Consider the following 22,918-nt stretch of genomic DNA (forward strand, 5'->3'; position numbering starts at 1 on the left):
GACACAAGGGGCTGTGAGTGGGCTATAATTTCGAGCTAATTTCGAATGATTTTGAAATACTGCCTGTAACGCTATGAATTACAAGGCAAAATAAGCAATGAATATAAGGATTAAAGCTATGGGTTTTCTTTCCGGTAAGCGCATTCTGGTGACTGGCGTTGCCAGCAAACTGTCCATCGCATACGGCATCGCACAGGCAATGCATCGCGAAGGCGCTGAGCTGGCGTTCACCTACCAGAACGACAAGCTGAAAGGCCGTGTTGAAGAGTTTGCCGCACAGCTGGGTTCCAGCATTGTTCTGGAATGTGACGTTGCACAAGACGAAAGCATCGATGGCATGTTTGCTGAACTGGCAAAATCATGGTCTAAATTCGACGGTTTCGTTCACTCCATCGGCTTCGCTCCTGGCGACCAGCTGGACGGCGACTACGTGAACGCGGTTACCCGTGATGGCTTCAAAATCGCTCATGACATCAGCTCCTACAGCTTCGTTGCGATGGCTAAATCTTGCCGCGCGATGCTGAACCCGGGCGCAGCCCTGCTGACGCTGTCTTACCTGGGCGCAGAACGTGCTATCCCTAACTACAACGTAATGGGTCTGGCTAAAGCGTCTCTGGAAGCAAACGTACGCTACATGGCTAACGCGATGGGTCCTGAAGGCGTGCGCGTTAACGCCATCTCTGCTGGCCCTATCCGCACCCTGGCAGCGTCCGGCATCAAAGATTTCCGTAAAATGCTGGCACACTGCGAAGCAGTTACCCCGATTCGTCGTACTGTTACCATTGAAGATGTGGGTAACTCTGCGGCATTCCTGTGCTCTGACCTTTCCGCAGGTATCTCCGGCGAAGTGGTTCACGTTGACGGCGGCTTCAACATCGCTGCAATGAACGAGCTGGAAATTAAATAAGCTTTGACTCTCTTCCCGCACGGGAAGAGAGTTCCCCCCCCCCCGCACCACCCCTTCGTTATTCCGTTCTGCTATTTGTTATCACCTAACAATATTTTTCCCTTTATCTGCCTTACGCCAGGATATTGATCGCCATTTTGAGATCAAGGAACGCACATGGAACAACGCCGTTTTTCCGGCAAAGGCCACTGGTACCACGAAACCCAGTCAAACCACGCGCAGACGGATGTTCTGCCCCTGGTGCCCGAAGCCGCTAACGTCGACGATCGTTTTTTGCTCGATTTAGCCTTGCCTGATGAGATTGTCGCCGCCTGTTCTGGCTGGCTTGCCCCTGCAAGAGCCTTATGCCATCAGCTGTTTCCACTCTCGATTCCCGTGAATCGTCTGCATACGCTCAGCGCCTACGATAGGCTCAGTACCGCATTGACGGTCGCCCAGGCCTGTGGCGTTCAGCGGCTTTGTAACCATTACGCCGCCCTCCTCGCCCCGCTACCCGGCCCGGACTCCTCGCGCGAAAGCAACCGACGCCTGGCACAAATCACGCAGTATGCCCGCCAGCTCGCCAGCTCCCCTGATGTCATTGATGATAAAGCGCAGAACCAACTCGATGAGGTTGGCCTGTCAACGTACGACATTGTGGTAATTAACCAGATCATCGGCTTTATTGGTTTTCAGGCGCGCGTGGTCGCGGTTTTTCAGGCGCTGTTAGGACAGCCCGTTCGCTGGTTGCCGGGCCATCATATTCAGCCCCACACCCTGCCCCCGAGCCACAAGGCGTGGGTGCCGCTTTTGCCTGTCGTCGAGCTGCGTTATGCGAGTGCACATCAGCTTGAGTCGCTGTCCCGCTGGCAGGCAGAATCCGCGCTTGAGATCCTGACGCCGGTTCTTTGCCATGAACCGTCACTGCTCGACCTGACGGGAGAAATCCTGATCAACAGTCGCGAAGAGATTTCTCTGACATCTCCCGCACTTTCGGCAGCGGTCGAACTGCTGACACGCTCTCCGGACCGCTTCAGTGCCGCACAGTTTACCCCGCTCACGGATCAAGGACTCTCTGCCGAACATGCCATCGCACTGCTTACCCAAAGTGCGTTTGATGGCTGGCTTACGCGTCTGAAAGTCGCGTTTGGTAAAGAGGAATAACCATACTAATTACCCAAAGACCGCTTGCTGAGACAGTGAGAATCGCGTAAAACTGTCAGCCGCTCAATGGCTACGAAAATAGAACATTATGTTTCAGGACAACCCGCTGCTAGCGCAGCTTAAACAGCAACTGCATTCCCAGACGCCGCGTGCAGAAGGGGTCGTAAAAGCCACGGAAAAGGGCTTTGGCTTCCTTGAAGTTGACGCGCAGAAAAGCTACTTCATTCCGCCACCGCAGATGAAGAAAGTGATGCATGGCGATCGCGTCATGGCCGTCATTCATACTGAAAAGGAACGAGAGTCCGCCGAGCCGGAAGAACTGATCGAACCGTTCCTGACCCGTTTTGTGGGTAAGGTGCAGAGAAAAGACGATCGTCTGTCTATCGTGCCGGATCATCCCCTGCTGAAAGATGCCATTCCCTGCCGCGCCGCCCGTGGTGTTGAGCATGATTTTAAAGAAGGTGACTGGGCCGTAGCAGAAATGCGCCGTCATCCTCTGAAAGGCGATCGCGGTTTTTATGCTGAATTGACCCAGTTCATTACCTTTGGCGCCGACCATTTCGTGCCATGGTGGGTCACGCTGGCGCGCCACAATCTTGAAAAAGAAGCACCGAATGGCGTAGCGACTGAGATGCAGGACGAAGGTTTGACGCGTCGCGATCTCACTGCCCTGGAGTTTGTCACCATCGACAGCGCCAGCACAGAAGATATGGATGACGCGCTCTACGCTGAAGAGAGCGATGATGGCAAACTGCATTTGACGGTTGCTATTGCCGATCCGACAGCCTGGATTGCCGAAGGGAGCAAGCTGGATGACGCGGCGAAAATCCGCGCCTTCACAAACTACCTGCCAGGCTTCAACATTCCGATGCTGCCGCGCGAATTGTCAGACGATCTCTGCTCACTGCGCCCCAATGAAGTGCGCCCGGTGCTTGCCTGCCGCATGACTATCACCGCGGATGGTGCGATTGAAGACGATATCGAGTTCTTTGCCGCCACCATCGAATCGAAAGCCAAGCTGGCCTACGATAACGTGTCCGACTGGCTTGAAAATACCGGTAGCTGGAAACCTGAATCAGAGGCTATTGCCGCGCAGATCCGTCTGCTGCATCGCATCTGTCTGAACCGCGGCGAGTGGCGTAAAAATCACGCTCTGGTGTTCAAAGATCGTCCGGATTACCGCTTTGTTCTGGGCGAGAAAGGTGAAGTGCTTGATATTGTGGCCGAACCGCGACGCATTGCGAACCGCATCGTGGAAGAAGCGATGATTTCCGCCAATATTTGTGCCGCACGCGTGCTGCGCGACAAACTGGGCTTCGGTATTTACAACGTCCATACCGGGTTTGATCCGGCGAATACCGAAGCGCTGGCGGCCCTGCTGAAGAATCACGATGTGCACGTTGATCCGGAAGAAGTGCTGACGCTGCCGGGCTTCTGCAAGCTTCGTCGTGAACTGGACGCGCAGCCGTCCGGTTTCCTGGACAGCCGCATCCGTCGCTTCCAGTCCTTTGCTGAAATCAGCACAGAGCCTGGCCCGCACTTTGGTCTCGGCCTGGAAGCTTACGCCACCTGGACGTCACCAATCCGTAAGTATGGCGATATGGTTAACCACCGTCTGCTGAAAGCCATTATCAAAGGCGAAACAATCGCGCGTCCTCAGGACGATACCACGCTGCAGATGGCCGAACGTCGCCGCCTGAACCGCATGGCGGAGCGTGACGTTGGAGATTGGCTGTACGCGCGTTTCCTGCAGGATAAAACCGGTACGGATATCCGTTTCGCTGCCGAGATCATTGATATCAGCCGCGGGGGGATGCGCGTCCGTCTGGTCGATAACGGTGCTGTCGCCTTTATCCCTGCTCCGTTCCTGCATGCCGTCCGTGACGAAATGGTCTGTAGTCAGGAAAACGGCACTGTGCAAATTAAAGGTGAAACAGTTTACAAAGTCACAGACGTGATTGACGTAAATATCGCCGAAGTCCGCATGGAAACCCGCAGTATTATCGCGCGCCCTGTCGCCTGATAACCTGTTAAATTGTCGGCCATTTCCTTTCCGGAGGGCCGACAATTTTTCTTTTTACCCCCACCACAAAACCATTATTTTTTCTTACTATTTTCCGTTTACCTCCGCCCAAAATCGCCATAATTATCTACATTAAAAGAGTGTTGTTATATTCGGTTACGTGAATTTTTATACGCTCAGTATCCTTTTTGACCTGACTCGTTTTATTATAAGAAAACAGGGAAAAACAATAAGTTCACTTCGGTTTTGCCGCTGCTTCAAAACGGAAAAGTCGACTGCAAATGAATAATTTGTGCGCTAATGAACAGCGGCGGGAGAAAACGTGATGGACGATCTGGAGCAGAATTTGCTGTTTCGTTACATGGGGACTCACAGCCCCTGGTGGCGCCTGTCAGCTGACAGCAACGCTCTGCATCTTGCCACCAGCGAGAATGCCGATGTGACGCAGGTGGTGGCGCTGGACGATGAACAGGCCGATCTCATCCGTCAGTTAACCGTAATTACGTCCAGTATTTCCATGTCGCTCTCCTTGTACGGGGAAGATGTCCCGGTCCATCTTGTGGGACGAAAAATCACCCGCAGCGAATGGGCCGGCACCGCTTCCGCCTGGAACGATACGCCCTCCGTGGCACGCGATCTGGCTCAGGGTCTCTCTTTTGCGGAACAGGTTGTCTCAGAGGCCAACTCCGTCATTGTTATTCTCGATCATAACGGCAATATTCAGCGTTTTAACCGGCTGAGCGAAGAGTACACCGGTCTGAAAGAACAGGAAGTGATTGGCCAGAACGTGTTTAAGCTGTTTATGAGCCGCAGCGAAGCGGCAGCCTCAAAGCGTAATATTACCGGCTTCTTCCGCAATGGCAGCTCCTACGAAGTCGAACGCTGGATCAAAACGCGGAAAGGGCAACGTTTATTTCTGTTCAGAAACAAATTCGTTCACAGCGGCAGCGGTAAAAATGAAATTTTCCTTATTTGTTCCGGAACCGATATTACCGAGGAACGCCGCGCTCAGGAGCGACTACGCGTACTGGCCAATACCGATACCATCACCGGCCTGCCAAACCGCAATGCCATTCATGAACTGATTTCTGATGCCATCGACAACCGCGGCGATACGCAGGTTGGCGTGGTGTATCTCGATCTGGATAACTTTAAAAAGGTCAACGACGCCTACGGGCATATGTTTGGCGATCAGCTGTTACAGGCCGTAGCTCTCGCCATTTTGAGCTGTCTGGATGAGGGCCAGGTGCTGGCGCGACTGGGCGGTGATGAGTTCATCGTCATGGCCACGAATACCTCTCAGGGTTCTCTGGAAGCGATGGCATCGCGCATTTTAACCCGTCTTCGCCAGCCGTTCAGAATCGGTCTGATTGAGATTTACACCGGTTGCTCTCTGGGTATTGCCCTCGCTCCGCAGCACGGTAATGACCGGGAAAGCGTCATTCGTAACGCCGATACCGCCATGTACACCGCCAAAGAGAACGGTCGCGGCAAGTTCTGCGTCTTCTCACCCGAGATGAACCAGCGTGTGTTTGAATATCTCTGGCTGGATACCAACCTGCGTAAAGCGTTGGATAACGATCAGCTCCTGATCCACTACCAGCCTAAAATAACCTGGCGCGGGGAAATCAGAAGCCTTGAAGCGCTGGTCCGCTGGCAATCACCGGAACGCGGTTTGATTCCGCCGCTGGAATTTATCTCGTATGCAGAGGAGTCAGGTCTGATTGTGCCGCTGGGCCGCTGGGTAATGCTCGATGTGGTTCGCCAGGTGGCGAAATGGCGAGACAAGGGGATAAACCTGCGCGTGGCGGTGAACGTCTCTGCGCGACAGCTGGCCGACCAGACTATTTTCAGTGAGTTAAAGCAGGCGCTAAAGGATCTCGATTTTGAATACTGCCCCGTCGACGTTGAATTAACCGAAAGCTGTCTTATTGAGAACGAAGAGCTGGCGCTCTCCGTGATCCAGCAGTTCAGCCGACTCGGGGCGCAAATTCATCTGGACGATTTTGGTACCGGCTACTCTTCCCTATCCCAGCTGGCCCGTTTCCCAATCGACGCCATTAAACTCGATCAATCCTTTGTCAGGGATATTCATAAGCAGTCAATCTCCCAGTCTCTGGTGCGCGCCATCGTCGCGGTGGCGCAGGCGTTGAACCTGCAGGTGATTGCCGAAGGGGTCGAAAATGCAAAAGAAGACGCCTTTCTGACCAAGAATGGCGTCAACGAACGGCAGGGTTTTCTGTTTGCTAAGCCGATGCCCGCTGCCGCATTCGAGCGATGGCTAAAACGATATCAAGCGCGTAAACAGCGTTAACTGGCTTTACGCAAACCCGCCGCGTGATGGCGGTTTTGCAGCATCACCAGACGCTCCATGTAAGCGATATCTTTCGGCTCCAGGCAGAAAGCAGCATCAACCCAGTCTTCCGTGATGTCCATCAGTTCACTGCGAGGCAATTGCAGTACGCGCGTACGGGCGCGCAGCATCGCCCTTACGCCATTCAGTTTTGGCTGCAGCGTATCGATGAAGGTCCTGGTGGAGACATAGCTTTGTCCGGGCTCAAACAGGACATCCACCAGCCCGTGCTGTTCGTACCATTCAGCCGTATGGGATTCTCCCTTGTAGATGAGTTCCTCCGCCAGTTTCATGCCTGAGCGGCGTGCCACCAGAGAATATCCTCCCATGCCCGGGAAAAGATTGAAGGCTATCTCCGGGAAACCTAAACGCGCATCGCGCTGACCCAGAACGAAATGGTGCGCCAGCGCGGCCTCAAACCCGCCACCTAACGCACTGCCTTCGACCATTGCCAGAGAGATGGCCCCCGTATCAAACCCCCGGGATGCCGCGTGGACGCAATCAACGCAAGCGCGCGCGTACGCCCGCAGCGCTTCCCGACGTCCGTTCTGAATGCACTCGACGAAGAACTGTAAATCCCCGCCCACGTTGTACATCTCAGGAACCAGCGATCCGGTAACCCAAAAATCAACCGCATAACCAGACTGGCGAACCAGCCATGAAAAGTTCATGATCTCCTCGATTAACGCATGGTTGAAGCAAGGACGTGGCTGAGCCCGCAGCATCATCCAGACTGTGCGTCGCTCCGCCTCATAGTACCCTGACAGCTGTGTGAACCGTTCAGTATCGGTAAACAGTGTGCAGGTTGGCTGATTGATAACGGTCATAGTCTATTTCCTCTTATAAAAAAGCGCGTTGCGCGCAGTTTTAGACTAATCCACTCAATAAGCCCGCTATATGAGGGGGAATAAATTTATCACTTCCGTTTATGTAATTTAGTAATTGCATTTTTTCCCTTCTCTTTTGATCCTAATTTCTGCATCATTGAAAATATTAACTTTTCACGCCTGGGGGTGAGAATATGTCGACTATTGATGCACAAGCTGTAGCACAACGTATTGATACCGTGCTGGATATCCTGGTGGCGGGCGATTATCACTCTGCTATCCGTAATCTCGAGATCCTGAAGTCTGAACTTCTTGCTCAGAATGGCACTGATATGGCACCCGAAAACAGACAACCAAAAGCGCCGTGGGAAGTTTAACCCCACCGTCTCCGACCTCGTTTCGCTTTATTAAATGGATGCTATGAATTCCCGACAACAACTCATTTTGCAGATGGTCATCGACCAGGGACGCGTAAGCGTAGTCGAGCTTGCTAAAACGACCGGCGTGTCTGAAGTCACAATCCGTCAGGATCTTAATCTGCTGGAAAAACAGAGCTACCTGCGTCGCGCACACGGATATGCTGTCCCGCTGGACAGCGATGACGTTGAGACGCGTATGATGAATAACTACGCGCTCAAACGTGAACTGGCGGAATTTGCCGCCTCTTTAGTGAACAATGGCGAGACGGTCTTTATTGAAAACGGCAGCAGTAATGCCCTTCTGGCGCGGACGCTTGCCGATCAAAAAGACATTACCATCATCACTGTCAGTAGCTATATTGCGCATTTGCTCAAAGAGACGCGCTGCGAGGTCATTCTTCTGGGCGGTATTTACCAGAAAAAAAGTGAAAGCATGGTAGGCCCGCTGACCCGCCAGTATGTACAGCAGGTTCATTTCAGTAAGGCCTTTATCGGGATTGACGGCTGGCAGCCTGAGACGGGGTTCACCGGCCGGGATATGATGCGATCTGACGTCGTGAATGCCGTACTGGAAAAAGAGTGTGAAGCCATTGTGCTCACCGATAGCTCTAAATTCGGCGCTGTTCATCCTTACACGATGGGGCCCGTCTCTCGCTTTAACCGCGTTATTACCGACGAACGTTTAAGCGAAGAGCACCGTAATAAACTGGAAGATGACGGTCTCATCGTCAATATTATTAAAACGACCGCCTGAGCCCTCTCCGCGCCCGAATTTCGGGCGCACACGCCCTTCTTTCTCTGAGATGATTCCTGGTACTTATTTAAGAGTTTTTACCTGTTTAACCCGCCCTAAAGTCGTAAAATTAATGTTAGCGATATAACAGGAAGTGACTATCACCTGCGTGATTACGTAACGCCTGCGCGACCAGCTTTCACGGAGAACAGAATTAAGTATTCGATTCGTCTATACTTAACGTGTACATCTTTCCGTGAATCGATAATTCAGGAGAAAGTATTATGACCTTAACCAGCAAAAAATTAGCCGCCGCTGTTCTGGCAATCACTGTAGCAATGTCCCTGAGCGCATGCTCTAACTGGTCTAAACGTGACCGTAACACCGCGATTGGTGCCGGTGCCGGTGCTCTCGGTGGTGCAGTATTAACGGATGGTAGTACGCTGGGTACATTAGGTGGCGCTGCTGTCGGTGGTATTATCGGTCACCAGGTTGGCAAATAATTATTCTATAAGCCTTCCGCGGTATTGAAATATTTGAACGCATTTCAGGTCTGACATACGCACGTATATAACACGAGCCACGGCATTTGCCGTGGCTCATTTATTTTAGCCGCCCGCCAGTTTGACTTTCATGCCTTTGGCTTCCAGCAGAGATTTTATTAAATCGCGTTTATCACCCTGGATTTCGATAATGCCGTCTTTCACAGCACCGCCGCAGCCACATTTCTTTTTCAACTCGGCCGCCAGCTTTGTCAGCTCCGCATCATCCAGGTCAATTCCGGAGATAAGGCAAACCCCTTTCCCTTTTCGACCACTGGTCTGACGCTGGATCCGAACGATGCCGTCTCCCTTCGGACGCTCTACTTTCGCCTTCGGTTCGTCTATACGCCCGCTATCGGTTGAGTAGACCAGGCGACTGTTGGAATCGGTCATTATGATGCCCCCTTTTTCAGCGACGCGTTGATAGCCTTAAGCGTCTCTGCCGGGTTGGCAGACTGCGTCACCGGACGCCCAATGACCATGTAGTCAACGCCAGCAGCTAGCGCCTGCTCAGGCGTCATAATACGGCGCTGATCGCCGACTTCACTGCCTGCAGGACGGATCCCCGGGGTGACCAGTTTAAAATCCTGACCCAGCACTGATTTGAAACGTACCGCTTCCTGCGCGGAGCAGACGACGCCATCAAGACCGCAATGCTGCGTCAGACGCGCGAGACGCTCGGCATGCTCTGCAGGTGACAACGTCACGCCGAGGTCACGTAAATCGTTTTCATCCATACTGGTCAACACGGTGACCGCAATCAGCAGTGGCGCATCTTTGCCAAACGGCAGGAGCGCTTCACGGGCAGCCGTCATCATTCTCGCCCCACCCGACGCATGGACGTTGACCATCCATACGCCCAGCTCTGCGGCGGCTGCAACAGCATGCGCCGTGGTATTCGGGATATCATGGAATTTGAGGTCGAGGAAAACGTCAAAGCCGCGCTGTTGCAGATCGCGAACGATTTGCGGTCCAAACAGCGTGAACATCTCTTTGCCAACTTTCAGACGGCAATCGCGAGGGTCGATACCGTCGACAAACGCCAGTGCAGCGTCACGCTTATTGTAATCAAGCGCAACAACAACAGGAGAATCCGTAACTATGCGGGAAGTGGAGGATGTAACAGACGTCATGACCAGCCCTTTTCGTCTATGGGCGCGCAGCGGCGCGGAACAGATAAACGGCGAGCATTCTACCTGCCGCCGCCGTAAATTGACAGAATCCATTTGCTCTCCTGCCAGACAGGCAAACCGCACGGCGCCAGAAGGTGTTTGAAAGGACAAGTATGTTGTAACTAAAATGAGGTGTTTTAAAAAATTACTGCCCGTCGAGGCCGCGAATTGGCTTAATGGTGGACCATGCCCGGCATGAAGGGCAATGCCAGTACAGCGTATAAGCGGTAAAACCACACTTCTGGCAGCGATAGCGCGGTTTACTGCGCACCTGCTCGCCAACCATGTCGCGCAGCACCATCAGGCTCTCTTTGGCGCGCCCTTCTTCAGCGTCGTTCAGATGGTAATCCATCAGCTTATGGAATACCCGCATGGTCGGATGGCGTTGCAGTTGCCGGGTAATATAAACCTGCGCGGTGTCGCTCCCCTCATACTGCTCAACCACGTCTGAGAGCATCAGTTCAGCGGTCGCACCGGAATTCTCTTCCACACAACGACGCAGGAATGCCACCCACTCTTCCTGCTTGCCCAGCTGCTGGTAGCAGGTTTGCAGCATTTCCAGCGTTTCACTGACCAGCTCTTTGTCCTGGTCGATAACCCGCAGCAGGCTTTCAACGGCTTTGGCATAATCACCATTCGCCATAAAGACACGCCCCATCATGATGGAGATACGCGCGCTGTTGCGATCCGCGGCGGCGCCTTTCTTCAGCAACGCCATGGCTTTGTCCATGTCGTCATTGCCCATCTGCTGAAGGGCAAGCTCACAGTAGAAATGGGCTATTTCAACGCGCTGCTTATCTTTACCCAGCTTCACCAGTCGTTCAGCCGTATCAATGGCTTTCTGCCAGTCGCTGGTGGCCTGATAAATCTGCAGCAATTGCTGCAACGCGCCTATACGGAAATCCGTTTCATCCACGAGTTGCGAGAACATATCTTCAGCGCGATCGTACAGTCCCGCGGCCATGTAATCGCGCCCCAGTTGCTGCACCGCAAGGAGACGCTGATCGTAGGTCAGCGAAGCGCTTTCCATCAGGGTCTGATGGATACGGATGGCGCGATCGACCTCACCGCGCGAGCGGAACAGGTTGCCCAGGGTGAGATGCGCTTCAACGGTCCCTGTATCCTCTTTCAGCATGTCGAGGAACAGATCTACCGCTTTGTCCTGCTGATTACTCAGGAGGAAGTTCACACCCGCAACGTAGTCGCGGGAGAGACGATTGGCCTCATCCTGTTTTGTTTGTTGCGCACTTCTGCGGCCCATATACCAGCCATAGGCTGCGGCGACAGGCAAAAGCAGAAACAACAACTCCAGCATAGTCGATTATTCCTTCACGACCGGCACACCAGAGCTCTCCGGAATGTCGGACGCAGGCGCAATGTTATTTTCAAGTCGTTTGATTTTACGTTCAGCGCGCGCAAGAGAAACACGGACTTTCAACCAGAACAGACCGCAAACCAGCCAGCCAATGGCAAAGCCAGCAGCAAATAAGACCGCAAGCAGGCTCGACACGCGATACTCGCCCTGGGCCAGCAGATAGTTAAACGTCACCTGTTGATCGTTCTGTGCACCCAATGTGACTGAAATGACAAAAATCGCCAATACCAGTAAGAAAATGAGTAAATATTTCACATTACTTCCCGTTATGTGGTTCAAGCGAATAAAGTGTGTTCAACTCACCGCAATCAGTCTTATAAACTACCATTTTAGTGACGGGCGCGAAACGGAAAAAGTAACGCGCCAGCCATGGATTTATGGGCAAAATATGCAATATCAACCGTCAGACGTCGCTTTGCTCCCTTTCGGCTATTTCTTCTTTCTCTTCTGGCGGTGGCGTTAGCGGACCGCAGAATCGTTCAGCAAGCCAGGTCGCCAGCGTGACCAGCAGCCATGAGATCAGCGTAGCGACGACGAGATCCCGAGGCCAGTGCATTCCCAGTAATAAGCGACTGCCCATTACCCCCGTAGCCCAGACCAGTAAAATCGCGATAGTGACCGTCCGACGTCTTGGCCAAAGCAGCCCAACCCCCAGTAACGCCCAGCTGGCCGCAAACATGGTATGACCGGAAGGGAACGCGAACCCCGTCTCTTTTTGCCAGTGCTTACGTAAAAATTTCGGGATATCCTGCTGTTCCGAAAGCTGTTCTTTCACCAGCGCACCGCGATCTTTACGCTTTAAATTGTAGAACTCATCCACCGGAACATGATGCGTTTTTTCCAGCCAGACGACAAAAGGACGTGGCTCCTGAACGCGATCTTTAACCCAGGACTTTACACCCTGACCAATAACAATGGCAGCACCGAGGATCGCAAAAAGCATCAGCGCCGCGCGCAGACGAAAGCGCAGGCACCACAGGAACCAGGCGCAGAGGAGTACGTGGGTTATGATCCCCCACGGCTGGGTAACCGTTTCCGTTATCCAGTATAATGTTTTCAGCCACGTGGCGTTCTGCCCGGGCTGCCACATCCAGCCTGAGACCCATACGGCCAGAGGCATAATCAGTAAAATGGCTGCACCTGCTGCCGTACGTCTGGCAATTGAAAGCATGTCTTCTCCTTTTTTGCTAAGCGCCACAATCATAACTGAAATTTACTCACCGGGTGGATATGTCGGATCGTGCGTTTAACGTTTATATAGCATGGTGCCCATTAGGCGAACGTGCTGAGCTTGTGGCAAAATGAACTGATACAGAAAGCAAAACAGGGCAAAGACACGGAACGTGTCAGCCTACTCTGGAGAATCACATGCAGCTTAAACGTGTGGCAGAAGCCAAACTGCCAACCCCATGGGGCGATTTCCTGATGGTCGGATTTGAAGAACTGGCAACCGGACAGGATCATGTCGCCCTGGTGTATGGCAACATTTCAGGGCAGACGCCGGTGCTGTCCCGCGTACATTCAGAGTGTCTTACCGGCGATGCGTTGTTCAGCCTGCGCTGTGATTGCGGTTTCCAGCTGGAAGCGGCCCTTTCTCATATTGCTGAAGAAGGTCGCGGCGTGCTGCTTTATCACCGTCAGGAAGGCCGAAACATTGGTCTGTTGAATAAAATCCGCGCTTACGCGCTTCAGGACCAGGGCTACGATACGGTCGAAGCGAACCATCAACTCGGCTTTGCCGCTGACGAACGGGACTTCACCCTGTGTGCCGATATGTTCAAGCTGCTTGGCGTGGATGAAGTTCGCCTGCTGACCAATAACCCAAAAAAAGTGGAGATCCTGACCGAAGCCGGGATCAATATCGTTGAGCGTGTCCCGCTGATTGTCGGCCGTAACCCGAAAAACGCCCACTATTTAGATACCAAAGCTGCCAAAATGGGCCATCTCCTGAACGAGTAAACGTAAAAAGCCCGGCATGAGTGCCGGGCTCTTTCATCAATCCAGCATCTTACGAATCACGTAATGTAAAATGCCGTCGTTCTGGTAATAGGTCAGCTCGGTTGCCGTATCAATACGACACCGGCATTCCAGCACCTCTGTCTTCCCGTCAGCTCGCGTTAACTTCACCGGCACCGTCTTACCCGGCTTCAGGTTTTGCAGACTGCTGATATCAATCTGCTCTTCCCCGGTCAGGCCCAGCGTTTTGCGCGTCACTCCCTGTGGAAACTCAAGCGGCAGGATCCCCATACCGATCAGATTCGAGCGGTGAATACGTTCAAAGGATTCGGCGATAACCACGCGAACGCCAAGCAGACGCGGGCCTTTCGCCGCCCAGTCACGGCTTGAGCCGGAACCGTACTCCTTCCCGGCAATCACCGCCAGCGGCGTTCCTTCTTGCTGATATTTAACGGCCGCATCATAAATCGAAATAACTTCCGTACCCGGCAGATGGCGGGTCATGCCCCCTTCTACGCCCGGTACCATTTCGTTACGAATGCGGATGTTGGCAAACGTGCCGCGCATCATAATTTCATGGTTGCCACGTCGCGATCCGTAGGAGTTAAAATCACGGCGTTCCACCCCCCGGCTTTGCAAATAGCGTCCTGCCGGGCTATCGGCTTTGATACTCCCCGCCGGAGAGATATGGTCAGTCGTGACAGAATCCCCCAGCATTGCCAGGATGCGCGCGCCGTGGATATCCTTAAGCGGTGCCGGCTCGGCCAGCATCTCATCAAAGAACGGCGAAAGACGAATATAGGTCGAGTCATCCTGCCAGTCATAGGTATCCGAAGCTGCGACGTTAATCGCTTTCCATTCCGGGGTGCCTTCAAAAACTTCCGCATACTCTTTGCGGAACATTTCGGTCGAGACCTTTTCAACGGCTAACGCGATTTCACGCGATGACGGCCAGATATCTTTCAGATAGACAGGGTCATTCTTGCGATCGTGGCCAATTGGATCGGTCACCAGGTTGATGTTCATGTTCCCTGCCAGGGCATAGGCCACCACCAGCGGCGGCGAGGCGAGCCAGTTGGTTTTTACCAGCGCATGTATGCGCCCTTCAAAGTTTCGGTTACCGGAAAGGACGGCGCCAACCGTCAGATCGCCCTGCTTAATCGCCATTTCAATGGGCTCAGGCAGCGGACCGGAGTTACCGATACAGGTCGTACAGCCATAGCCCACGAGGTTAAAGCCCAGTTCGTCGAGGTACGGTGTCAACCTTGCCTGAGCAAGGTAATCCGACACCACTTTGGAGCCCGGCGCCAGCGAGGCCTTGACCCACGGCTGAGGTTTCAGCCCAAGCTCTACCGCTTTTTTAGCCAACAAACCGGCCGCCATTAACACACTGGGGTTCGAGGTGTTGGTACAGGAGGTAATGGCGGCAATAACAACCGCTCCATCCGGAAGCTGATACTGATGACCGTTCAGAACATAGTCGATTGGGCGATGGTCTTTCTTCGCCACGTTCACTTCCAGCTCATTGCTGGCGGTAAACGCTTTCGGCACATCAGTCAGCGCAACCCGATCCTGGGGACGTTTAGGCCCGGCGAGGCTCGCCTCGACGCTGCCCATATCGAGTTCGAGCGTGCTGGTGAAGACCGGTTCGTCGCCCGGATTTCGCCACATGCCCTGTGCTTTGGTGTACGCCTCCACCAGCGCCACCTGCTCTTCGCTGCGGCCACTAAGGCGCATATATTCCAGCGTGACATCATCGATCGGGAAAAAGCCGCAGGTTGCACCATATTCCGGAGCCATATTGGCAATGGTGGCGCGGTCGGCCAGCGGCAGCGAATCCAGCCCGTCGCCGTAGAACTCAACAAATTTGCCCACTACACCATGCTTACGCAGCATTTGGGTGACGGTGAGCACCAGATCGGTTGCGGTAATGCCTTCAGACAGTTTGCCTGTCAGCTTGAAGCCCACCACATCAGGGATGAGCATGGAGACCGGCTGGCCGAGCATGGCGGCTTCCGCTTCAATACCGCCGACACCCCACCCCAGCACCCCCAGACCGTTGATCATGGTGGTATGGGAGTCCGTGCCCACCAGCGTGTCCGGATAAGCCACCCACTCCTTATCCTGCAATTCGCTCCAGACGGCTTTCCCCAGATATTCCAGGTTCACCTGGTGGCAAATACCGGTACCCGGCGGGACCACGCTAAACCGGCTGAACGCCTGCTGCCCCCACTTCAGAAATACGTAGCGCTCGTGGTTACGTTCCATCTCCAGACGCACATTCTCACCAAAGGCGTCGTCATCACCGAAGTGGTCTACGGTGACGGAGTGGTCAATGACGAGGTCAACAGGGGAAAGAGGATTCACTTTTGCCGTATTCCCCCCGAGACGCTTAACGGCCTCGCGCATCGCGGCTAAATCAACCACGGCAGGAACGCCGGTAAAGTCCTGCATCAGGACCCTTGCCGGGCGGTAGGCGATCTCTCTGTCGGCATGGGCATTCTCAAGCCACCCTGCCAGCGCCTGGATATCTTCAAGCGTGACGGAGTCACCGTCCTGCCAGCGCAAAAGGTTCTCCAGTAAAACTTTCAATGACTTGGGTAAACGCGAAATGTCCCCAAGCGTTCTGGCAGCCAGCGGCAGGCTGTAGTAATGCCAGGTTTTATTTTCTGCCTGTAATGTGTCCTTACTGGCTTCGCGTAGGGTTAACGACATAAGCTCCTCCTTAATCACAGAGATACCCTGACAATCATCAGGGCCGTAATTAAAGATAACACAAGGATGTCGTAACGTTTTGATAACAACCCAAATTGATAAATTTCAGATTGGTCCAGAGGGGAGAAACAAAAAACCCCGCCGTAGCGAGGTTTTACAATTTAGTGGAGGGCCAACCAGATGAGTTGACTCCAGAACAGAATCGACACGGTAAAAACGCCGATCCATGACCAGTATTTGTGAGACGTCATGTTATTCATCATAGGGACACCAGGCATTATTTATAAAAAGTTCCGAGGTTTGTCCTCAGTGCTATATTGCTGATGTGTATTTATTAAAGAGTACAAAAGTGCAGAGTCTTTATTCAGACTATTTGCATCATTACGCAATAAACTAAATTATTGTTTTTTAGGTTCGTCTTCTGCGAACACATCAATAAACGCTTGCTGTTGCGGCGTCAGTTTCCAGGACGCAGGCACAACCGTCGCAGGTGCTTTACGCCCTCTGTGGCCGTTGTCACGATGTTGACACATCTGTTTTACCGTTGCTGTACGAACCGTCACTGCCATATTTAACCCCAATATTTCCAGGCCAGGAGAGCAACTGCCACCCAAAACAGGGCGGAGACGAGAAAGACCGCCAGCCAGGCTTTACGCTTGAGCGCAGGATCCCTTTGCGGTTCTTCACTTCCTGAAGGCATTGCTAACCTCATACAATCGATATCGCTTATCATTTAGGACCAAACAATTGGTACAATTAATCATCTGTTGAGATAAATCCTAAAGAAACTTTAGCCGAAAAGCCAGTGAATTTACGCACCGGAACCCAGGAAATATTCATTCTTTTGACCAGAAATAAATAATTGAAAAGAAAAATTTGCGTAGCCGTTAATTAGTTTCTACTTTTGTCGCCAATTCACGACATTATAACCACACCAATTAAAAGGGTACTGACATTATATGGCAGGAAGCGTAGATGAAGATAATTCTAATTTAGCTTTGAGGCGATATTTCGGTATCTTTCCGTGAGGGAAAGATACCGGATGTGATTATTTTGCAGGGAGTTTGATATCTTTAAACATCTCTTCGATATCTTCATTTGAACGTAATGCTACGGCGGTATCAACCACGTCACGCGTTAAATGAGGGGCAAAGCGCTGAATAAAATCATACATATAGCTACGCAGGAAGGTGCTGCGGCGGAACCCAATTTTCGTGGTGCTATGGCTGAAAATATCATGCGCATCAAGGCGCACAAGGTCAGGGTCTGACACCGGATCGACCGCCATGCTGGCAATGACGCCCACTCCCAGGCCAAGCCGGACATAGGTCTTAATAACGTCGGCATCGGTCGCGGTAAAGACAATACGCGGCGTTAAGCCTGCCCGATTAAAAGCAGTATCAAGTTCAGACCGTCCGGTGAAGCCAAACGTATACGTCACTAAAGGATATTGTGCCAGCTCTTCGATAGTCACCGACCCCTTGCCCGCCAGGGGATGATCGGGCGTCACCACAATCGAACGGTTCCAGTGGTAGCATGGAAGCATCACCAGATCGTCATACAGGTGCAGCGCTTCCGTGGCGATAGCAAAGTCCGCGTTGCCCTTCGATACCGCCTCCGCAATTTGCGTTGGCGAGCCCTGATGCATATGCAAAGAGACGCGAGGATAACGCTCGATAAAGCCCTTAATGACGCCCGGCAGCGCATAGCGCGCCTGGGTATGCGTCGTGGCAATATACAGCGAGCCTTTATCCGGCCAGGTATGTTCCCCTGCGACAGACTTAATTGCATCGACTTTAGAGAGGACTTCCCGCGCAATGCGGATGATTTCCTGCCCTGCTGGCGTCACCTGGGTGAGGTGCTTACCGCTGCGGGCAAATATCTGGATACCTAACTCGTCCTCCAGCATACGAACTTGTTTGCTGATGCCCGGCTGTGAGGTATATAACCCCTCGGCGGTGGAAGAGACGTTAAGGTTGTGATTCACCACCTCAACGATATAACGAAGCTGTTGTAATTTCATGCCAGACCATCCGATTTAGCGCACGCGGTCAATCGCTTAAGACGATTTAATAATAAAAAACAGGTTAACTATAACCACTATATCATTTATAGCCTGACTGTATAGTACGGAACAAAAAATAATAACAAGGCAATAAAAAAGGGCCGGAAATCCGGCCCTTTTACAGGTAAGTTACGGTAAGGGAAGATTATTTCTTGCCTTCAACCCATTTGCCATCGACAAAGAAGGCGGACCATCCGGTCGCTTTACCCTCTTTTTCCGCCGCAACATACTGCTGCTTGGTTTTACGGCTAAAACGTACCACGGTTTTGTTACCTTCCGGATCCTGCTGTGGCGCATCGGCCAGATAACGCAGTTTCTCAGGCAGACGATCGCGGAAACGATGCAATTCTTCGACCAGCGGCGCACGCGTTTCACGCGATTTCGGGAAGGTGTTGGCGGCCAGGAAGACACCCGCAGCGCCGTCACGCAGCACGAAGTACGCGTCGGATTTCTCACACGGTAATTCCGGCAGCGGAACCGGATCTTCCTTCGGTGGAGCCACTTCACCGTTACGCAGAATTTTACGTGTGTTTTTACACTCGTCGTTGGTGCATGCCATGTACTTACCGAAACGCCCCATTTTCAGGTGCATTTCAGAACCACACTTCTCGCACTCCACAATCGGGCCGTCATAGCCTTTAATGCGGAACTCACCCTCTTCAATCTCATACCCGTCACACGTTGGGTTATTACCACACACGTGCAGTTTACGTTTTGGATCGATCAGGTAGCTGTCCATTGCCGTGCCGCATTTTTTGCAGCGGCGTTTGGCGCGCAGAGCGTTTGTTTCCGCATCGTCACCTTCCAGCACGTTGAGAACTTCATTCTCAGGCACCAGGTTGATGGTGGTTTTGCAGCGCTCTTTTGGCGACAGCGCGTAGCCGGAGCAACCGAGGAAAACACCCGTCGTGGCAGTACGGATCCCCATCTTGCGGCCACAGGTTGGGCAATCGATGCTGGTCAGTACCATCTGGTTAGGCAGCATGCCGCCCTCTTCAGGATCTTTCTCCGCTTTTTCAAGCTGGTCGGTAAAGTCGCTAAAGAAGCTATCGAGTACTTTTTTCCATTCCGCCTGATGGCTGGCAACCTGGTCGAGGCTGTCTTCCATTTGCGCGGTGAAATCGTAGTTCATCAACTCGCGGAAGTTCGCTTCCAGACGGTCGGTGACGATCTCACCCATTTTTTCCGCATAGAAACGGCGGTTTTCAACGCGTACGTAGCCACGGTCCTGAATTGTCGAGATGATGGACGCGTAGGTAGACGGACGACCGATACCGCGTTTTTCCAGCTCTTTAACCAGTGAGGCTTCACTGAAACGTGCTGGCGGCTTGGTGAAGTGCTGCGCCGGAACCAGATCGACAAGCGACAACTCGTCACCTTTGTTTACCGCAGGCAGCGTTCTGTCTTCATCGCCTTTACGCAGCGCAGGCATCACTTTCGTCCAGCCGTCGAAACGCAGGATACGACCGCGCGCCTTGAGACGGAAATCGCCCGCACCAACGGTCAGCGTGGTGGAGTCGTACTGCGCTGGCGTCATCTGACACGCTACGAACTGGCGCCAGATCAGCTGATACAGCTTCTGGGCGTCGGCTTCCATATCTTTCAGCGATTCGGCTAACACAGAGACATCAGAAGGACGAATCGCTTCGTGCGCTTCCTGAGAATTCTCTTTACTGGCGAACTGGTTGGCATTTTCCGGCAGGTATTTCTTACCGAAATTGTCACCAATATAGCCACGCACCATGTTGACCGCATCCTGGCTCAGGTTAGTTGAGTCAGTACGCATATAGGTGATGTAACCCGCTTCATACAAGCGCTGGGCCATCATCATCGTTTTCTTCACGCCATAGCCCAGACGCGTGCTTGCAGCCTGTTGCAGCGTAGAGGTAATAAACGGCGCACCAGGCTTACTGCTGGTCGGTTTGTCTTCTCGTTCCAGAACCTGGTAGCGTGCTTTTTCAAGCAATGCTACGGCGGCCATAGTCTGGTCGCGGTTTTCTGGACGGAAAGGCTTGTCGTTCTGGTGACTTACCTGCAGCGGCAGAGCGTCACCGCCCGGCGTAGTCACGTTGGCGTCGACTTCCCAGAACTCTTCCGGCACGAAGGCTTTAATTTCGCGTTCACGCTCAACGACGAGACGCACAGCGACGGATTGCACACGGCCTGCGGACAGCCCACGGGCAATCTTCTTCCACAACAGTGGAGAGACCATATAGCCCACAACGCGGTCCATAAAGCGACGCGCCTGCTGTGCGTTTACACGGTCGATATTCAGCTCGCCCGGCTTCTCAAAAGCCTGACGAATCGCATTCTTCGTAATTTCGTTAAACACTACACGGCTGTAGCGTTTGTCATCGCCACCGATCACTTCCCGCAGGTGCCACGCAATGGCTTCCCCTTCGCGGTCAAGGTCGGTTGCGAGATAGATGTGGTCTGCTTTTTCAGCAAGCTGCTTCAGCTCGTTAACGACTTTTTCTTTCCCGGGCAGCACTTCATATTGTGCATCCCAGTTATGCCATGGGTTAACACCCATGCGGTTGACAAGCGCGCTACGTTCATCCTTTTTAGGCTTTTTAGCCCCTTTGGTGGAGGTAGAGTCTGCGCTCTTTTTGCTGGCTGAGCCACTGGTCGGCAAATCGCGGATATGACCGACGCTGGACTTAACCACGTAGTCATTACCCAGATACTTATTGATCGTTTTGGCTTTTGCCGGGGACTCAACGATGACGAGAGCTTTACCCATATTCACCTTTACCTAATTTAATTCTTCCAGGAATACGCCGCACGTTGATTTCCCTTCCTCTGACGACGAGCCAATGATATTGCGACTGCGTCAGGAGATATCAACCCCTTTGTCTTACTGAGCGTCAAACAAAAAACGCCCAGGTGATTGAGTTTTCGGGTATTTTTCTCACATCTCGTGTAATTCGTGACGAATTCCAGGTCGAATGTCAAGCAATTCTGTTGCCAGAATGACGAAAGCGCACACTCTACCTGATAAAATTCGTTACGCAACTTTATTAGCATGCAAAAGCAAAACCTGCCAGCCAGGCCCCGTTACCTTAACCCCTCACATTACAGGGAAAATTTGCCCCCAAAGCGCCCTCGGCGTAGACTATTGTCACTGTTTAAGGAGTGGATTATGCAGAATACGACCCAACCTATTGACCGAGCCTCTCTGCTTATTGAAGCAAACAAGCTTATCCGTGACCATGAAGATACACTGGCGGGCATTGAAGCCACCGGCGTAGAGCAGCGTAATGGCGTGCTGATTTTCAGCGGCGAATACTTCCTTGACGAGCAGGGGTTACCAACCCCGAAAAGCACCGCCGTGTTTAACATGTTTAAATACCTGGCACATACGCTTTCAGAGAAATATCACCTGGTCGATTAATGTAAAACGCGAGGCAAATGCCTCGCGTTTTTGTTTACAGCAGCGGTTTTTGTCCGCGTTGTAGCCAGCGGAGCAGCAGGCGGTCCGCACTCTCTGCCGCACTGTTGGTAAAGCGGTCAAGCAGTCGCTTACGCTGGGTAAAGCGTACACCAACCAGCTCCCGGCCTTCCATCAGGTTGAGCAGCAGGTCGTCGCTGGTCCCGACTTCATCCACCAGCCCTTTTTCCTGAGCCTGAACCCCATACCAGTGCTCACCTGTCGCGACCTGTTCGATATCGAGCGTCGGGCGCATCCGGTGCACAAAGTCTTTAAAGAGGTGATGCGTTTCGTTGAGGTCTTCACGGAATTTTTGGCGTCCTTCTTCCGTATTTTCCCCCAGCAGCGTCAGGGTGCGTTTGTACTGACCCGCCGTGTGAAGTTCGATATCAATCTCTTTATTTTTCAGGAAGCGGTTAAAATTCGGTATTTGTGCGACCACGCCGATTGAGCCAATAATAGAGAACGGCGCGGCAACAATTTTGTCCGCCACGCAGGCCATCATATAGCCCCCGCTCGCCGCCACTTTATCCACGGCAACGGTCAGCGGAATCTGTTTTTCACGCAGGCGCTGCAGCTGTGAGGCGGCCAGCCCATAACCGTGAACCACACCGCCGGGGCTTTCAAGACGCACGACAACCTGATCCTGCGGTGTCGCCACGGACAGAACGGCGGTGACCTCTTCCCGCAGAGAGGACACTTCATGCGCATCCATACTGCCTTTAAAATCGAGCACATAGACGCGTGGCGTCACCTTATCCTGTGGGGCATTGAGCTTCGCTTTTGCCTTTGCCGCTTTGGCTTCCTGTTTATGCTTTTTCTTCTGCGCTTTCAGCCACAGTTTGTGTTGATGACTATCAAGCAGCGCCAGAGACATCTCTTCCTGCATCTCTTTATACTGCTCGCTCAGGCGGGTAATGCGTAACTCCCCACGCTGACGCTTGCGCTGCGTCAGGTTGACAATCAGAACGGCAATCACCGCAATGGCAATCACCACCGTCGCGATTTTGGCCAAAAACAACCCATATTGAGAAAGTAATTCCACGCGTTCCACCTTGATTTAACCACGAATCTTTCACGGCAGTGTACAACAGCCCTGCCCATGCGTCTCGCTCGTGACATTACCTCTGCGAGCCGCCTTCAGGAATCCCCGTTGTGTAGTTTAAATATTTGCAAATTGTTAATTTTACAGGAAAGCGTCCTGTAGACTGATTGAATTCTCATGCTAATTCGGGCATAAAGCCGAAAAGTCATCATG

The 22,918-nt window shown here is 52.7% G+C and carries 22 protein-coding genes; 9 read left to right on the forward strand and 13 right to left on the reverse strand.

The genetic code is table 11. The features are described from left to right. Window positions 1-118: 118 nt before the first annotated feature. From fabI to pdeR, 4 genes are all read left to right on the forward strand, one after another. Window positions 119-907 (forward strand): enoyl-ACP reductase FabI, encoded by a 789-nt coding sequence (gene fabI / locus E3U32_RS22070; RefSeq protein ID WP_134350529.1) that lies wholly within the window; start codon window positions 119-121, stop codon window positions 905-907. Window positions 908-1,063: 156 nt separating this feature from the next. Further along, window positions 1,064-2,050, forward strand: coding sequence for a CMD domain-containing protein (locus E3U32_RS22075; protein WP_134350530.1), 987 nt, complete (start codon window positions 1,064-1,066; stop codon window positions 2,048-2,050). Between the two features lie 88 nt (window positions 2,051-2,138). After that, a complete protein-coding gene (locus tag E3U32_RS22080) occupies window positions 2,139-4,073 on the forward strand; it encodes an exoribonuclease II (RefSeq protein ID WP_134350531.1) in 1,935 nt (644 codons plus the stop codon). Between the two features lie 322 nt (window positions 4,074-4,395). Further along, window positions 4,396-6,387: a cyclic di-GMP phosphodiesterase gene (pdeR, locus tag E3U32_RS22085; protein WP_134350532.1), complete on the forward strand. Its 1,992-nt coding sequence runs from the start codon at window positions 4,396-4,398 to the stop codon at window positions 6,385-6,387. Here pdeR and E3U32_RS22090 read toward each other — a convergent pair. After that, window positions 6,384-7,253, reverse strand: a complete 870-nt coding sequence (locus E3U32_RS22090; RefSeq protein WP_134350533.1) for a crotonase/enoyl-CoA hydratase family protein — start codon at window positions 7,251-7,253, stop codon at window positions 6,384-6,386. The two genes, pdeR and E3U32_RS22090, sit on opposite strands and share 4 nt — an antisense overlap. A 194-nt stretch (window positions 7,254-7,447) precedes the next feature. Between E3U32_RS22090 and E3U32_RS22095 the strand changes: the two genes are divergently transcribed. The 3 genes from E3U32_RS22095 to osmB all read left to right on the forward strand — a co-directional run bounded on the left by E3U32_RS22095 (window position 7,448) and on the right by osmB (window position 8,908). Next, a complete protein-coding gene (locus E3U32_RS22095) occupies window positions 7,448-7,630 on the forward strand; it encodes a YciZ family protein (protein WP_134350534.1) in 183 nt (60 codons plus the stop codon). A gap of 43 nt (window positions 7,631-7,673) precedes the next feature. Continuing rightward, window positions 7,674-8,426, forward strand: coding sequence for a DNA-binding transcriptional regulator YciT (gene yciT / locus E3U32_RS22100; protein WP_134350535.1), 753 nt, complete (start codon window positions 7,674-7,676; stop codon window positions 8,424-8,426). Between the two features lie 263 nt (window positions 8,427-8,689). Next, complete coding sequence (gene osmB / locus E3U32_RS22105; RefSeq protein ID WP_008501216.1) at window positions 8,690-8,908, forward strand: osmotically-inducible lipoprotein OsmB; 219 nt, start codon at window positions 8,690-8,692, stop codon at window positions 8,906-8,908. A gap of 105 nt (window positions 8,909-9,013) precedes the next feature. On the opposite strand, the gene yciH is transcribed toward osmB, so the two are convergent. The 5 genes from yciH to pgpB form a co-directional block, all read right to left on the reverse strand. Further along, window positions 9,014-9,340, reverse strand: coding sequence for a stress response translation initiation inhibitor YciH (yciH, locus tag E3U32_RS22110; protein WP_063145056.1), 327 nt, complete (start codon window positions 9,338-9,340; stop codon window positions 9,014-9,016). Beyond that, the gene (gene pyrF / locus E3U32_RS22115) at window positions 9,340-10,080 is read right to left on the reverse strand and encodes an orotidine-5'-phosphate decarboxylase (protein ID WP_134350782.1); all 741 of its coding nucleotides are present in this window, start codon (window positions 10,078-10,080) and stop codon (window positions 9,340-9,342) included. The genes yciH and pyrF overlap by 1 nt, the downstream gene beginning before the upstream one ends. Window positions 10,081-10,264: 184 nt before the next feature. Beyond that, the gene (lapB, locus tag E3U32_RS22120) at window positions 10,265-11,434 is read right to left on the reverse strand and encodes a lipopolysaccharide assembly protein LapB (RefSeq protein ID WP_134350536.1); all 1,170 of its coding nucleotides are present in this window, start codon (window positions 11,432-11,434) and stop codon (window positions 10,265-10,267) included. Between the two features lie 6 nt (window positions 11,435-11,440). Next, a complete protein-coding gene (locus tag E3U32_RS22125; protein WP_023312067.1) occupies window positions 11,441-11,749 on the reverse strand; it encodes a LapA family protein in 309 nt (102 codons plus the stop codon). Between the two features lie 148 nt (window positions 11,750-11,897). Further along, window positions 11,898-12,665, reverse strand: a complete 768-nt coding sequence (gene pgpB / locus E3U32_RS22130; RefSeq protein ID WP_134350537.1) for a phosphatidylglycerophosphatase B — start codon at window positions 12,663-12,665, stop codon at window positions 11,898-11,900. A 197-nt stretch (window positions 12,666-12,862) separates the two neighbouring features. On the opposite strand from pgpB, the gene ribA reads away from it, so the two are divergent. After that, window positions 12,863-13,453, forward strand: a complete 591-nt coding sequence (ribA, locus tag E3U32_RS22135) for a GTP cyclohydrolase II (protein ID WP_134350538.1) — start codon at window positions 12,863-12,865, stop codon at window positions 13,451-13,453. A gap of 36 nt (window positions 13,454-13,489) precedes the next feature. Here ribA and acnA read toward each other — a convergent pair whose 3' ends face one another. The 6 genes from acnA to topA all read right to left on the reverse strand — a co-directional run bounded on the left by acnA (window position 13,490) and on the right by topA (window position 20,973). Beyond that, on the reverse strand, window positions 13,490-16,165 hold the full coding sequence (gene acnA, locus E3U32_RS22140) for an aconitate hydratase AcnA (protein ID WP_134350539.1): 2,676 nt from the start codon (window positions 16,163-16,165) through the stop codon (window positions 13,490-13,492). A 161-nt stretch (window positions 16,166-16,326) separates the two neighbouring features. Continuing rightward, complete coding sequence (ymiC, locus tag E3U32_RS23850; protein ID WP_032623144.1) at window positions 16,327-16,425, reverse strand: small membrane protein YmiC; 99 nt, start codon at window positions 16,423-16,425, stop codon at window positions 16,327-16,329. Window positions 16,426-16,563: 138 nt separating this feature from the next. Continuing rightward, window positions 16,564-16,698, reverse strand: a complete 135-nt coding sequence (locus E3U32_RS23855) for a hypothetical protein (RefSeq protein WP_072162352.1) — start codon at window positions 16,696-16,698, stop codon at window positions 16,564-16,566. A gap of 38 nt (window positions 16,699-16,736) precedes the next feature. After that, on the reverse strand, window positions 16,737-16,877 hold the full coding sequence (locus E3U32_RS22145) for a YmiA family putative membrane protein (RefSeq protein ID WP_216689425.1): 141 nt from the start codon (window positions 16,875-16,877) through the stop codon (window positions 16,737-16,739). Window positions 16,878-17,213: 336 nt separating this feature from the next. Further along, window positions 17,214-18,188: an HTH-type transcriptional regulator CysB gene (gene cysB / locus E3U32_RS22150; RefSeq protein WP_006175683.1), complete on the reverse strand. Its 975-nt coding sequence runs from the start codon at window positions 18,186-18,188 to the stop codon at window positions 17,214-17,216. Between the two features lie 187 nt (window positions 18,189-18,375). Then, window positions 18,376-20,973 (reverse strand): type I DNA topoisomerase, encoded by a 2,598-nt coding sequence (topA, locus tag E3U32_RS22155; RefSeq protein ID WP_134350540.1) that lies wholly within the window; start codon window positions 20,971-20,973, stop codon window positions 18,376-18,378. Window positions 20,974-21,372: 399 nt separating this feature from the next. Here topA and E3U32_RS22160 point away from each other — a divergent pair, with 399 nt between their 5' ends. Further along, a complete protein-coding gene (locus E3U32_RS22160) occupies window positions 21,373-21,624 on the forward strand; it encodes a YciN family protein (protein WP_023312072.1) in 252 nt (83 codons plus the stop codon). A 34-nt stretch (window positions 21,625-21,658) separates the two neighbouring features. On the opposite strand, the gene sohB is transcribed toward E3U32_RS22160, so the two are convergent. Further along, complete coding sequence (gene sohB, locus E3U32_RS22165; RefSeq protein WP_134350541.1) at window positions 21,659-22,705, reverse strand: protease SohB; 1,047 nt, start codon at window positions 22,703-22,705, stop codon at window positions 21,659-21,661. Between the last annotated feature and the right edge of the window lie 213 nt (window positions 22,706-22,918).

Source organism: Lelliottia nimipressuralis (genome assembly GCF_004402045.1).
Classification (GTDB): domain Bacteria; phylum Pseudomonadota; class Gammaproteobacteria; order Enterobacterales; family Enterobacteriaceae; genus Enterobacter; species Enterobacter chinensis.